The following is a 14,082-nucleotide window of genomic DNA, read 5'->3' as shown; positions in this document are numbered from 1 at the left end:
ATTAGCTGTTAAATTCGCTTAAATTTAATTCGTGAGTTAATCCCAAAATATGCGCCGCTTGACATAAATAAGGCGAAGCATCTAACCAACCCACCGTTGTTTCTGCATCTCGCATTAAAATTAATAACACTTGTAAACTGGCGGTATCAATGCGCGTCACTTCTTTACCTGATAAACGAATGCGTCGCCCAATTAAAGCGGTTAATTGCGCGTGAAATGCGCTTAATTCTGATAAAGTTAATACCGCAGGTAATGTAATGGTTGTCCAGCCTTTATTCTCCACAGTTTCTATGGAAATGGGAGAAGGCGTTGTGGGCTGATTTTCCGTTGCATTAGCAGCATCAATCGCAGATTCTACAGGAGATTCTAGCATATTTTCTAACGGACTATTCTCTGTTGTTATTTCTTGATGATTAGCGGTTGTTGCATGAGTTTCATTTTCAGCCAACCAAGCCAGTGGATTATGTCCCATTGGGGGGGATTGTTTTTTTCTAGCCATTTAACATGTTCTCCGTTGTAATAAATCTTCAGCCAAACGACGATAATCTTTTGCGCCTAAACTTTGTTTGCGATATTCAAAAATAGTTTTTCCAAAACTGGGAGATTCTGCTAATGCAACACTTTCTCGAATCGGTGTAGCCAATACTCGGCCGGGGAAATAAGCCGCTAATTGCGCTTGCACTTCGCGGGCTAAACGCCGTCGTTGTTGATAACGAGTAAGCACAATCCAAAAAGGAATCTTTTTATTTAATGTCACTTCAAAATTCTGCAATGTCGCCATTAATGAAGACAGCCCATGCAAGGCTAAATAATCGCCCGAAACAGGAATTAAAATAGTATCCGCTGCCGCTAATGCACTCACCACTAAAAAACCAGAAGAAGGCGGCGAATCGATAAATACCGCTGTCGGCTCTGCATCGCCTGAAAAAGCATGATGAATGACTTTTTGCAAGCGATCTCGTGGCAAAGCCCGCTGCTCAACTTCAGCCAAGCGTGCGCCTGCCACCGCCAATTGCAGGTGAGGGCGCGCAGGCTGCACCACCAAAGGCGTTTCCTCCAACAACGCCACGTCAATGCCCGCCAACGTCGTATCATGCACGCCCAAAGCCGCCGACAAATGCCCTTGCGGGTCTAAATCAATCGCCGCAATAGAATGCCCCATTAGGGCTAAAGCATGGGCTAAATTCAGCGCAGTGGTGGTTTTTCCTACGCCTCCTTTTTGATTAATAACCGCTATTGTCAACATGATAATATCATCCGTATTGTCACTTGAGAAAAAGGACGCATTAAGATCATTTTATTTTGACCATGAACGCAGTAATTGACTGACTAATTCTCCCATATATTTTAATAAATCCGTCGCCATTCCTGCGTGGAATCTCGACACCTCGCGGCTGCCCATTGCCAGCACACCTTGCGGTTTTGGAATACCTAAGGGAATCATGACGGCTGAAGTAATGCCTTGATTGGGAAATAAATATTCCATTTGCCCAGCGGATAAACGACCACATTCGGGGCGATTCGTACTCAGTAAATTTTCAAATAAAGTAAAAACTTGCGCATCATATTCCACATATTCTGCACGTCCTGCAAGAATGGGATTCGCCATTTCAAACATTCTCACCACTACCGCATCCGTATTGAATTCATTACGCAACGAATCATATAAAGTATCAAAAAATTCATCAATACTATTTACGCCCGTTAAAAAGACCAATAAGCGTTGAATTCGCTTATTCAATTGCTCATTTTGTTTAGCAACCACGATGAGATTTTCTAAGCGGCGTTGTAATTGTTGATTCTCTTCCCGCAACACCATCAATTGCTTTTCTACTAAAGAAACGGCAGAGCCACGTTGATGTGGAATCACCATTTTGGTTAATAATTCGCTGTGATTCATAAAAAATTCAGGATGAACCCGCAAATAATCCACCACTGATTTTTCCGATAATTCGTCAATTTGCAATAAATGTTGATTACTCATAAATCCTCGGTGATTAAAGTTGAAAATTAAGTTCAAAATGCCAACCCTTATCTTGCCAATCTCCTGAACCCGGTAAATGGCGTAAAGGTTTCCCCCAATACACTTCGCCCCACACTTTTTGACTGGGACTCCAACGCAAACCTAAACCCACACTGCTAATATCTTTAGGAAAAGGCGTATCGTTGTCAGAATTCCAAGCGCGACCATAATCGAAAAAAGGAGCCAATTGCAATAAACCATCATCGCTTTCTTGGCTTAAATAAGGCACACGCCAGCGCGTTAAAGGCACACGCCATTCTAATGACATAATTAAACCATTATCGCGGGTTAATTCATTTTCTCGATAACCACGCACACTGGATGCACCACCGACAGAGAATTTCTCTAATGGCAATAAATCTTCATTCGCACATTGTAAATCGGTGCGAAATAAAATCTGGCTTTCTAATAAATCCAAACGGCGCACCCATTGAAACTGCCCTAACCACGTAAAAAATCGGCTGTCTGGGCTGTTATCGTGATTAATGGTTGCGCCAAATGCGTCCACGCCAAAATTAAAGCTAGAGCGCGCTGCAATCACTTGAGTGCGGCTGCGATCTAACCAATCCTGCCAAAATCGCACCACCGCAATTTCACTTTTACCATCATAACCCACTCCCGGAGAAAAAGGATAAGGACGGTCTAATAAAAAGGTTTGACTTTCTCGACGTTCTAATTTTAATCCCAAGTTTAAAGTACGATTAGGCGTGCGGTAAAAAGGATGCTGTAAATTAAGGGCGTAAGTATCAGCACGACTTTCTACTTTTAATTGGCTAAAAGGTTCATCAATAACACGCGAATCGCTGCGTTCTAAATAAAAGCCTAATGTGGTTTCATGTGCATTGAGGGGAATCGCATATTCTATGGCATAATCATTTAAGCCTTGAGTTAAACCATAGCGGGCATATAAACGATCTCCCCAGCCAGTTACATTGCGATGAATGCCTTCTAATTCACCCCGATAAGAACCAATATTTGGCGAGCGATGATTATTAAATCTCATGGTGAATTGATAAGGGAGATTTTCTTTCACATTTACATTTAAAACCCCTTCACCTAAAGAGACCCCAGGTCCTAACTCCGCATTAATCCGTTGTAATAAAGGATTTTGTTGTAATAACTGTAGTTTTTCCTGTAATTTATTAATGTTTAGCACTTCATTTTCAGCCAAAGCTAAACGGCTGTGAATATAAGCAGAATTTAAACGCTCATGACCTGAAATCGTTAATTCGGATAAACGCCCTTCTATGATTTTTAATACCACGTCGCTATTTTCCACTTTTTGATCGGGAATAATTGCGCCTGAATTAATATAACCTGCATTAATATAATGATGCGTTAATAACGTTCTGGCTTCTTGTAACTGTTCAGCACTGATAGAGCGACCTTGATAAGGTTGCAATAAAGTTTGCAATTCTTCTTCAGTAAAAACTTGATTGCCTTCAATAATAAAGCGATTGACATAAACAGTTGCTAAAGCAGATAAGCGCGTTTTATCTGTTTTTAATTCAGGTAAAACAGGTAATAATTCTTCTGAAGATACATTAGAATTATCCGCAAAACTATGATTTATAAATATCCAGTTTAAAAAAAACAAAATAAAATAAAAGTGGCGTTTCACAAATGACCTCATTAACCGTGATTGGTTTATTTTTCCAATAAAATTTCCACCCCCGCCCAATTGCTGGGGGTGCCGTGTTCTAAATAATATTGACAACGTTCTAAATAAAACACCGCTGCTCGATCTTGCGGTGATTGCGCCACAATCTGTTGAAATTGACGCGCTGCGGCACGAAAACGTTGTTCATAATAAAGTTCAATGGCATGACCAAATTCTTGCTCTAATTCCATTTTTTTCGCGATGACTTCTTCGGGATCAGCATTGACAATTTCAAAAATATGCACGGGTTCTTGCTTGCCTTTCACCAATACTTTGCCTAAGAAACGATAATAATGCAAAGAGGGGTCTTCTAACTCTGCAATAATATCGCCGCTAATAATAATAGCTGCTCCATATAGTTTAGTTAATCCTTCCAAACGAGACGCTAAATTAACCGCGTCAGAAATCACCGTACCTTCCATGCGTTTCTCTTCGCCAATTGTCCCCAACATTAACGTACCAATATGCACGCCAATACCCACTTTAACCAAAGGCAAACCGCGTTCAATACGATAAGTATTAAAGCGATCTAATTGCCTATGAATTTCAATAGCCGCTTGCACCGCATCATCGGCTTTTTCTGGAAATAAAGCCATCACCGCATCACCAATATATTTATCAATAAAGCCATGATGATCCCGAATCACGGGACTAACTCGCCCTAAATAAGCATTAATAAAATCAAAATTTTCTTTAGGAGTCATGCTTTCAGATAAGGTAGTGAAAGAGCGAATATCTGCAAATAAAATCGCCATGTGTTTCTGCACATGATCGCCCAAACGCACATCAATAATGCTTTCTTTTTCTAATAACTTTAAAAATTCTAAAGGCACAAAATTACTGTAAGCAATATTAACTCGTGATAAATGGACATGGGTTTTAATTCGGGTAATTAATTCACCTTTAGAAAAAGGTTTCGTTAAATAATCATTCGCGCCTGATTGCAAGCCTTCTACCAAATCAGAAACTTGATTTTTAGCCGTGAGCATAATAATTGGTAATTGCGTGGCAGGATGTGTTTCTCGAATAATTTTACACACTTCAAACCCAGACATTTTAGGCATCATAATATCAAGTAAAATAATCGCAAATGATTTACCTGATCTAACCTCTTCCAAAGCACTCGCTCCATCAGAAGCACGAGTGACGGCATAATTTTCCAGTTTTAATTGATTTTCTAAGACTTGTAAATTGATGGGATCATCATCGACAATTAAGACATTAAAAGTTTCTCGTTGGGATTGACGAGATAATAAAGCCATATCTTCTGTTTCATCCACCAATAACACATCTTGTTCATGAGTAAAAGCAGATTCAATCGTTGAATGAATTCCTGATGTTTCTTTAGAAAATTCTTTATGATTTTCTGTGGTTTCTACCAATGGGGCTTGCATTTGAGTTTCAGTGTCTTTTATACGCTGCAATAGCGTCATTGAAGAGCGATCCACCAATACGCCTTTAGATAAAGGCAACGTAAAATTAACCCGCGTACCAATCCCTAAAGTGGATTGAATTTGAATTTCTCCGCCATGCAATTCCACCAATTGTTTCGTAATGGATAAACCCAAGCCCGTGCCGCTAAATTGCCGTGAAATAGAGCCATCCGCTTGTTCAAAAGGCGTAAAAACCCGATCCAAACGTTCACTGGGAATGCCCACGCCCGTATCTCTAATGGTAATGAGCAAAAAATCCCCTTGAATTTTTGCATCAATTTCAACCGTACCAATTTCAGTAAATTTAATAGCATTACCAATTAAATTATGCAAAATTTGCTGCAAACGATTTTCATCGGCTTTAACAGGCGGTACATCTTTAATATGATTGATTAATTTCAATTCTTTATGACCAATTAAAGGTTGCGATAAAGTCACCACCACGTCAATAACAATTTTGATGTCAATGGGTTTAATTTGCAATTCTATATTTTTGTGTTTTAATTTAGAAAAGTCTAAAATATCATTCACTAAATTGGATAAACGCCGACCACTTAATACAATCATCGATAAATTTTCAATCGCTGCAGATGGTAATTTGCCCGCAGCACCGTCAATCATAGAATCCGCAATGCCAATAATCCCATTAATTGGCGTGCGCAATTCATGAGAAGTATTGGATAAAAAATCATCTTTTAATTTATCTAGTTCTTTTAAATCTAAGTTTTGTTGACGAATTTGATGAATATAAGCCGACATATTATCGACCATAATCGCAATACTGTGCTTTAATAACTTTAGTTCGTTATTAGTCTTTACTTCGATAGGATGCTCTAAATTACCATTAGCAATAATATTAACCCCATCCACTAATTTTTGAATCGGGTGAGTAATCCACGCTGAAATGAAAAAAGTAAAAATAATGCTTAATGCCATTGCAATTACACTTAACACAAAATGAAAACTAGCCACACGCTGCAAACTTTCATCAATTAATTTGGTGTTATAAGTGAGTTCAATCACCTTGCTAGGATCGGAGGCTAAATCTAAATTTTCATCGCGTAAATTAACAAAAATATAATTAGTAATGCGTCGCCGTTCCTCACTGATTATTTCTACTGGCATTCGGGTTTCATAAACCTGATGAATAATTCCCTTCGTGTGATCATCAATTTCTGCGGTAGTGTCGCCCAATACGTGACCATGACGGCTAAAAATACGCACTTGATTTAATGAAGGGTCTAAGGTTTTTAAACGGTCTGAAATTTTAATTAAATCTAATTCTCCAATCAGATTGGCAAAATCACTAGATTTTAAGCCCAATTCTAAAACATAACGACTATCAGGACTGGCCATATAAGCGTAAGTGCGCAAAATACCTGTATTGGCTTCGGTAGAAAGACCACCACTGACAAAAGTTTCTCCCCCGCCCATTAACGCTCTTTGCAACCCTTCATATAACTCTGGCCATTGTCTAAAATCTAAGCCTAAATCTTTTTTATACGTGGTGTAACGTACGATACCTTGAGGGTCTATAATATATAAATCCATTCCATCGCCCAAATCAAAACGCATTTGTTTGGCCATGTTTTCTCTCAAGGCTTCTAAATCAACTTTTTCGGGATCATTACCCGCCGCCATATAGGCCGCTCGAAAAGGTTTAAATGCCTCTTCCATTTCTTTATCTAAAAAGCGAATTAATACCTTTGTTCCCGCATCGACTAATTTAATCGCATTAATAATATTATTTTCAGTTTGTTTTTGTAGAATATGATAAGCATTTTTTAAGTCATTTTTAGCATTTAAATAATCCGAAACGGACATAGCAATTAAAATGGGAATAATGAGCAGCAAGAATGATCCCATTAGCGTATATTTTAACGGTATATAGGTCATTCTAGTACGTAAGTTGGGCTGTTGTTTAGGAGTGTTTGCGCTCATTGCTTAATGCGGGTCATGAAAACGAGGTCATCGCTTATTGCGTTACAAAATTAACATCTATCACGGGTTTATTTTAATATTACGTTATTTTACCAAATTCAGGTTGTTTTGTGGTTTTGTTTTACAAAAATATTATTGAAAGATTTTAGATGGTCGCCCTTTAATAAAGTATTACTCAATAAGTTTACTTTAAATCGACATATTCTAGCGATAGAATAAGCGCGTTTTCAGTTTTAAATGAATTAAAAATTGTCTATACTGGTTTTATCGTAAAAATTTAAATAATAGAGGTTACAAAATAACATGAACGGAACAATTCACTTTCGTTATTTTACGGTTATTTTTTTCTTTAGTCAGTGGCTTTATTTTTATCCTTTGCTCGCGTTGGCGCAATCGGAACAACAAATTGGTCATTTATTGGGATTATCATTGGATGAATTATTGAATGTTCCTATTGTCACTGCGTCGCGTATTGGGGAAAAAATTACTGATACACCCACCACAGTGATTGTGGTTACTCGTCAGCAAATTTTAAATCGACGTTATGTGAATTTAATTGATTTATTACAAGATTTACCGAGCGTTGATGTGCAGCGCGGGGTAGAGGATGTACGTTATCATAATATTTCAATTCGGGGACATCAGGGAAATAATCGTTTTTTAATTTTGCAAGATGGCGTGCGTATTGATTCTCCAACGGGAGAATTGATTGCGGTGGCGGAAAATTTTCCTTTATACCATGCGCAACAAGTTGAGATTTTATATGGCCCTGCGGCAGCGGTTTATGGGGCGGACGCATTTGGTGGTGTTATTAATATTATTACTCAAACAGCTAATCAAAAAGATGGAGTCAGTTTAATTAGCACATTTGGCGCAGACAATTATCGCCATTTAACGGTTCACGCGGGAAAGAAATTACACGAAAATGTGGAATTGGTGGTCGGCGCACATAAGCACCACAGTGACACCGCTGATTTACCGCGTTATTATCCAGAAGATTATGCAGCAAAAGATGTCAAAACATTTGATGGTGAAATCATTACGCCAGCAACGCAGCGAGAGCCTTTTTTAGCCGATATTGACAGTCAAAGTTTATTTGCCAAATTAGTCTTGGCGAAATCTTTAACATTAGGTTATCAGGGTTCATTTTTTCGTAGTTTAACCAGTGTTGGCGTGCGGCCAGAGACGACTTTATTTTCTCATGATGCGCAATGGAATACTGATTTAAAATCGGTCTATTTAAATTATAATAAAACGCTTAATGATCATTTAAGCAGTCAAACTCGATTAGAATATGCGTCATTTAAAGCCTCGCCGCAATCTCGTTTTAATAATATTTTTACTCATTTTGATTCGGGCTATAAGTATTCGGAAGGCGATAAACGCAGTATTGAACAGCAATTCAACTATTTAATTAACGACGATCATCGTTTGGTGAGCGGATTCAGTTTTGAAGAATTTTATTCTTTGCCGCGCACAGCAGATTTACCTTCTGCTTATAATCCTCGCGTCGGTGTTGATCAGCAACATTTATATTATCCTAATACCAATGATGAATTGCCTATTGTTATTTTGGATGATGAATATCGTAATTATGCTGTTTATGCCGATTGGAAAGCGCGTTGGAATGAGCAATGGTCATCTAATGTCGGGGTGCGTTTTGATCGAAATTCTCGTTATGGCAATACGATTAATCCGCGCTTGGGTGTCGTGTATCAACCTACTGAGGATTTATGGTTTAAAGCCTTGTATGGAAAGGCATTTCGTGCGCCTTCGGTGTTTGAAACTTTAGCCACTTTTGGGAGTTTCTCTGGGGAACGTAATGCGCAAGGGGAATATATCAGTGATTTTTTCCGTGCGCCTAATCCTGATTTAGCACCAGAAAAATCTCGACATTATGAGTTAAGTGTATCGTATGGATTGCAGAAGAATTTACGACTGGGATTAGCGGCTTATTACACTGAAGTTGATAATTTAATTCAAGTGCGCAATTCGGATTATCCCATTCAATTTATTCCCGGCGGACATATTTTACGCACGACTATCCGCGATAATTTAGGCACAAAACAGCAATATGGTTTTGATTTACTGTTAAATTATCAACGGAAATTTAGCAGTGGATTTGCGGCAGATTTTTGGGGCAGTTACAGTTATTTAGACGGTGAAAGTTGTTGTACTAATGGGATTGCCAGTAATTTACCCTTTGTGGCGCAGCATAAGTTAAAGTTAGGCACGACTTTTAGCTATCAAGATCGTTATTTTATAACACCAAAGATTTATTGGATTGGTGACACCAATACCAATAAATTAGACCCTAATGACCGTACTCGTCATTTACAATCAGAGGGTTATGTGGTGATGGATGTGCATTTTGGTATTGTGCGGGTTGCTGAACAATTGTCATTCAATATAGATATTTACAATGTATTTGATCGACGCTATACCCATGCGGGCGGCGAAAGTAGCACAACGTTTATCGGGACTCCCCAAGCTCCGCGGACGTGGTTGTTTAGCTTACGTTATGATTATTAATTTATCTCTTTTTCTGCTATGCTGCACGTGAGTTGTTTGTCTTTAAAATGTAACAAGTCACGTTAAAGTGCAGCTAAAATGAAATATGATGTCACCTTTAAAGAATTATTTCCTGACGTTAATGTGCTGTTTAAACTGTTGGCAGGCAGTGAGGTGGTGCGTATAGAATCTGCTGAGTTTTCAAGTATTAAGCAACGTCGAGCGGATTTGTTGGCTTATTTGGCTGATGGCACTTTGTTGCATTTAGAATTACAAAGTGGCAATGATGAGGAGATGTTGTGGCGAGAGTTGGAATATTGTGGCTTGATTGGTAAAGCCTACAAAATGATTCCTACTCAAATTGTATTGTACATTGGAAAAAATCCTGCTTTATTTGAAACACAAATAGACACGCCTTGTTTAAAATACAGCTATCAAGTGATTGATATTAGAGAGTTGGATTGTACCCTTTTGTTAGAAAGTGATTCCCTCAGCGACAATATGTTGTCTCTATTGGGTCAATTGCAGGACAAACAGGCTGCGATACAACGTGTTTTACGTAAAATAGCTTATTTACCCTCTAAAAAACGAGCGGATACTTTAGCAAAGTTGGCAATTTTAGTGGGTTTGCGTCCAAAAGAATTACCTGACCTGTTAAAAAAGGAGAAAACCATGCCTATCACCGTCGATTTAGAAGAAAATCCGATTTTTGCTGAAATCTTCGAGCGTTATACCTCGGTGGGGGAAAAGCGCGGGATACAAATTGGAGAAGGACGCGGCATTGTTTTAGGTAAATCTGCTATGCTGCGACGTTTATTAGAAAAACGTTTTTATCCTTTACCTGATTGGGTAGAAACAAAACTGGAACACGCCAGCGATAATGAATTAGAAATGTGGGGATTGCAATTGTTTGAAGCGCAATCTTTAGAAGATGTGTTCAAACTATAAAATGAAATATGATGTCACCTTTAAAGAATTATTTCCTGACGTTAATGTGTTGTTTAAACTGTTGGCAGGCAGTGAGGTGGTGCGTATAGAATCTGCTGAGTTTTCAAGCATTAAGCAGCGTCGAGCGGATTTGTTGGCTTATTTGGCTGATGGTACTTTGTTGCATTTAGAATTACAAAGTGGCAATGATGAGGAGATGTTGTGGCGAGAGTTGGAATATTGTGGCTTGATTGGTAAAGCCTACAAAATGATTCCTACTCAAATTGTATTGTACATTGGAAAAAATCCTGCTTTATTTGAAACACAAATAGACACGCCTTGCTTAAAATACAGCTATCAAGTGATTGATATTAGAGAGTTGGATTGTACCCTTTTGTTAGAAAGTGATTCTCTCAGCGACAATATGTTGTCTCTATTGGGTCAATTGCAGGACAAACAGGCTGCGATACAACGTGTTTTACGTAAAATAGCTTATTTACCCTCTAAAAAACGAGCGGATACTTTAGCAAAGTTGGCAATTTTAGTGGGTTTGCGTCCAAAAGAATTACCTGACCTGTTAAAAAAGGAGAAAACCATGCCTATCACCGTCGATTTAGAAGAAAATCCGATTTTTGCTGAAATCTTCGAGCGTTATACCTCGGTGGGGGAAAAGCGCGGGATACAAATTGGAGAGGAGCGCGGGATACAAATTGGAGAAGGACGCGGCATTGTTTTGGGTAAATCGGCCATGCTGCGACGTTTATTAGAAAAACGTTTTTATCCTTTACCTGATTGGGTAGAAACAAAACTGGAACACGCCAGCGATAATGAATTAGAAATGTGGGGATTGCAATTGTTTGAAGCGCAATCTTTAGAAGATGTGTTTAAACTATAATTTGCTTTTTGCTAGTGTTCAGATTGTTCTCAAAAACGCAAATAAAAATAATTTTATGAATACTAATATCGCTATATCATCACAACAAGGGGAGGATTTTGTGTGACGTATGAACAAACATTGCCATTTTTTTTAACTGAAAAAAAAAATCAGTCCCTGCCGCCCCGCGCCCGCGAAATCTCAGCGTTGACCGCGATTTCTCCGCCACTCGCTACTGATGATCCTTGTGTTAATCACCCGCATTCCATCATGTCACATCGTAATTCGCGCTTACTCGCTCTCGGATTAAATCATAATACTGCACCTGTCGCCATCCGAGAACAGGTTAATTTTACCACCGCCATGCAAATCAACGCCTGTCAACAGCTTATTCAAGAAGGTTTGGCCGAAGAGGCGGTGATTGTCTCTACTTGCAATCGCACAGAATTGTATGTGGTGAGTGAAGCCGAAAATGATTTATCTCTTGTGGCATGGCTAGGGCGTTACCATCAACTCGATCCGACTACGCTTAACGACTATCTTTATCACTATAGTCAACAACAAGTGGTACGACATTTACTGCGAGTGGCCAGTGGCTTGGATTCGATGGTGTTGGGCGAACCGCAAATTTTGGGACAACTGAAATCCGCTTACGCCCTCGCCAAAGAACATCAAACGACAGGTAAACTCCTGAGTAAATTATTTGAACACGGTTTTGCTGTGGCTAAACAAGTGCGCACCGATACCGCTATCGGATCAAGCCCTGTTTCTGTGGCTTTTGCCGCAGTACGCTTGGCACAACAGATTTTTGGACAATTCGACACCAGTACCGCACTCTTGATCGGCGCAGGAGAAACGATTGAATTGGCCGCTCGTCATCTGCGCGAAAATGGCTTAAAACGCATGGTCGTCGCCAATCGCACTTTAGAACGGGCGCGATTGCTGGCGAAAGAATTCGCGGGCTACGCCATTACTTTAGAAGAGATTCCCGATCATCTTGCTGAAGCGGATATTGTCATTGCGTCTACAGCCAGTCCTGAACCTGTTTTACTGTTTGAACAAGTGCAAAATGCCCTTAAAGCGCGTAAACGTCGGCCAATATTTATTGTTGACATTGCAGTGCCGCGGGATGTGGAAGGACGGGTGGGCGAGCTTAAAGACGTGTATTTGTATACAGTGGATGATCTGAACGAAGTGATTCAAGAAAATCTCCGCTCTCGCGCCCAAGCCGCATTACAAGCTGAAGAAATTATTGACACTCAAGTGGTACATTTTATGGATTGGTGGCATTCGCTCAGTGCGGTGGATACAATATGTCGTTTACGCGATCACGCCACCGACATTCGCAACGATCTGGTCAACAAAGCCAAACGAATGTTGAACAACGGCAAACCTGCCCATGAAGTCATCGAACACCTCGCCCATCAATTAACCAATACTTTGTTACACGCGCCTTGTGTACAATTGCGTCAAGCGGGATCGGATAAACGAGATGATTTAGTGCTTTCTGCGCGCCACTTGTTTCGTTTGCCTGAAAACGATTAGTACCGCTGAGATTTCGCCCGATAATGGTCGCATTATCGGGCAGTTAGGATGTTATGAATCACTTCACGTTGCTATACCAATTTTTTCAGAGTCGTATAATAATACTTTTCAAATAGGAGAGAATAATGAACAAGAGATATGAAGATTTAGAAGAGTTAATGTCAACAGGTGAAGCGAGAGAAGTGAAGCGAGCGATGGCAGTAAGAATGTCTTTGCTTGGTTTTGTGCGTGCGGAAGCGGCTTTAGCGTGTTGTGTCAGTGTGCAATTTGTGGATAAATAGAAAGCCATTTATTTAGCGTCAGGGGTGGAAGGATTAAAGTTAGCGTATAAAGGCTCGCCAGGGTATTTAAAGCCGCGTGAACGAGAAGATGTGATTAATTGGATACAAGAAAAGAAGACAATAACAATAGAGGAACTAAAGAGATACTTAAAAGAGGAGTATGATGTTTTCTATTCTTCAAATACTCCTTATACTAAATTATTAGAAGAAGCGAATTTAAGTTATAAGAAGACACACAAAGAGAATTCGGCAAAAGATGAGGTAAAAGTAGAAGCTAAAAAAAAAGAGATTAAGGATTTAATAGATAAGGAGCGTGAACAGATAGAAAGTGGAGAGGTAATGTACTGGATGCAAGACGAAAGCCATCAGTTGTGGGGAGATATTTGTGCTTATGTTTGGTCGAAAAAAGGAGAAAGAACGTCAATAAAGATGAGTAATTATCGCACGTCTCAAACGTGGTATGGAGCGGTGAATATTTATACGGGAGAATTTATTTTAGATAGGGCAAAGAAAGCTGATACAAAATATACGATAGACTTTATTAACTGGCTCATTTACAGATATAAAGAAGCCCGTCATGTGATTATTTGGGATGGTGCAAGTTATCATCGTTCTGAAGGTTTAAGAACTTATTTAGAGAAATTAAATGGGGGACTTCCAGAATCAGAATGGAAAGTTCGTTTATTAAGATTTGCGCCCAATGCACCAGAGCAAAATCCAGTCGAGGATATTTGGCTTCAAGGTAAGAATTGGGTCAGAAAGAATTTTCATCGTCTATCAAGCTTTAAAGAAGTCACTAGTATGTTTGAGACCTTTTTGTCAGGTAAAGTGTTTAAGTTTAATAAAATTAAACAGTATCTTATACCTAATATCTAGCTAGATATTAA

11 protein-coding genes are annotated in these 14,082 nt (G+C 39.2%); 6 read left to right on the top strand and 5 right to left on the bottom strand.

The window, feature by feature from the left end:
• Window position 1: 1 nt before the first annotated feature.
• From TPSD3_RS15995 to TPSD3_RS17820, 5 genes are read right to left on the bottom strand one after another with little or no spacing between them, the layout of a single operon-like run.
• Window positions 2–499, bottom strand: coding sequence for an STAS domain-containing protein (locus tag TPSD3_RS15995; RefSeq protein ID WP_086489525.1), 498 nt, complete (start codon window positions 497–499; stop codon window positions 2–4).
• Window positions 500–1,246: a ParA family protein gene (locus TPSD3_RS15990; RefSeq protein WP_086489524.1), complete on the bottom strand. Its 747-nt coding sequence runs from the start codon at window positions 1,244–1,246 to the stop codon at window positions 500–502. It lies immediately after the preceding gene.
• A 51-nt stretch (window positions 1,247–1,297) separates the two neighbouring features.
• Window positions 1,298–1,984 (bottom strand): DUF484 family protein, encoded by a 687-nt coding sequence (locus tag TPSD3_RS15985; protein WP_086489523.1) that lies wholly within the window; start codon window positions 1,982–1,984, stop codon window positions 1,298–1,300.
• A gap of 13 nt (window positions 1,985–1,997) precedes the next feature.
• The gene (locus TPSD3_RS15980; RefSeq protein ID WP_176329908.1) at window positions 1,998–3,644 is read right to left on the bottom strand and encodes a ShlB/FhaC/HecB family hemolysin secretion/activation protein; all 1,647 of its coding nucleotides are present in this window, start codon (window positions 3,642–3,644) and stop codon (window positions 1,998–2,000) included.
• A 26-nt stretch (window positions 3,645–3,670) separates the two neighbouring features.
• Window positions 3,671–7,057, bottom strand: a complete 3,387-nt coding sequence (locus TPSD3_RS17820; RefSeq protein ID WP_086489521.1) for a response regulator — start codon at window positions 7,055–7,057, stop codon at window positions 3,671–3,673.
• 303 nt (window positions 7,058–7,360) lie between these two features.
• On the opposite strand from TPSD3_RS17820, the gene TPSD3_RS15970 reads away from it, so the two are divergent.
• The 6 genes from TPSD3_RS15970 to TPSD3_RS15950 all read left to right on the top strand — a co-directional run bounded on the left by TPSD3_RS15970 (window position 7,361) and on the right by TPSD3_RS15950 (window position 14,071).
• Window positions 7,361–9,589: a TonB-dependent receptor plug domain-containing protein gene (locus TPSD3_RS15970; protein WP_086489520.1), complete on the top strand. Its 2,229-nt coding sequence runs from the start codon at window positions 7,361–7,363 to the stop codon at window positions 9,587–9,589.
• 78 nt (window positions 9,590–9,667) lie between these two features.
• Window positions 9,668–10,516, top strand: coding sequence for an RpnC/YadD family protein (locus TPSD3_RS15965; RefSeq protein WP_086489519.1), 849 nt, complete (start codon window positions 9,668–9,670; stop codon window positions 10,514–10,516).
• A gap of 1 nt (window position 10,517) precedes the next feature.
• Window positions 10,518–11,390 carry an RpnC/YadD family protein gene (locus TPSD3_RS15960; protein ID WP_086489518.1) on the top strand — a complete coding sequence of 291 codons (873 nt, stop codon included), beginning with the start codon at window positions 10,518–10,520 and terminating at the stop codon, window positions 11,388–11,390.
• A gap of 102 nt (window positions 11,391–11,492) precedes the next feature.
• Window positions 11,493–12,914, top strand: coding sequence for a glutamyl-tRNA reductase (gene hemA, locus TPSD3_RS15955; protein WP_342587080.1), 1,422 nt, complete (start codon window positions 11,493–11,495; stop codon window positions 12,912–12,914).
• Window positions 12,915–13,039: 125 nt separating this feature from the next.
• On the top strand, window positions 13,040–13,195 hold the full coding sequence (locus TPSD3_RS17660) for a hypothetical protein (protein ID WP_176329685.1): 156 nt from the start codon (window positions 13,040–13,042) through the stop codon (window positions 13,193–13,195).
• 6 nt (window positions 13,196–13,201) lie between these two features.
• On the top strand, window positions 13,202–14,071 hold the full coding sequence (locus tag TPSD3_RS15950) for an IS630 family transposase (protein WP_140048587.1): 870 nt from the start codon (window positions 13,202–13,204) through the stop codon (window positions 14,069–14,071).
• Window positions 14,072–14,082 lie beyond the last annotated feature (11 nt).

It is taken from the genome of Thioflexithrix psekupsensis (assembly GCF_002149925.1).
GTDB lineage: Bacteria > Pseudomonadota > Gammaproteobacteria > Beggiatoales > Beggiatoaceae > Thioflexithrix > Thioflexithrix psekupsensis.
Note: the sequence above shows the minus strand (reverse complement) of the source record. Positions and strands in the feature narration are given on the sequence as shown.

Bases quoted from the DNA above. Each gene is read 5' to 3' on its own strand.
- TPSD3_RS15995 (WP_086489525.1), bottom strand. From the start codon at position 499: ATGGCTAGAAAAAAACAATCCCCCCCAATGGGACATAATCCACTGGCT.
- TPSD3_RS15990 (WP_086489524.1), bottom strand. From the start codon at position 1,246: ATGTTGACAATAGCGGTTATTAATCAAAAAGGAGGCGTAGGAAAAACC.
- TPSD3_RS15985 (WP_086489523.1), bottom strand. From the start codon at position 1,984: ATGAGTAATCAACATTTATTGCAAATTGACGAATTATCGGAAAAATCA.
- TPSD3_RS17820 (WP_086489521.1), bottom strand. From the start codon at position 7,057: ATGAGCGCAAACACTCCTAAACAACAGCCCAACTTACGTACTAGAATG.
- TPSD3_RS15970 (WP_086489520.1), top strand. From the start codon at position 7,361: ATGAACGGAACAATTCACTTTCGTTATTTTACGGTTATTTTTTTCTTT.
- TPSD3_RS15965 (WP_086489519.1), top strand. From the start codon at position 9,668: ATGAAATATGATGTCACCTTTAAAGAATTATTTCCTGACGTTAATGTG.
- TPSD3_RS15960 (WP_086489518.1), top strand. From the start codon at position 10,518: ATGAAATATGATGTCACCTTTAAAGAATTATTTCCTGACGTTAATGTG.
- TPSD3_RS17660 (WP_176329685.1), top strand. From the start codon at position 13,040: ATGAACAAGAGATATGAAGATTTAGAAGAGTTAATGTCAACAGGTGAA.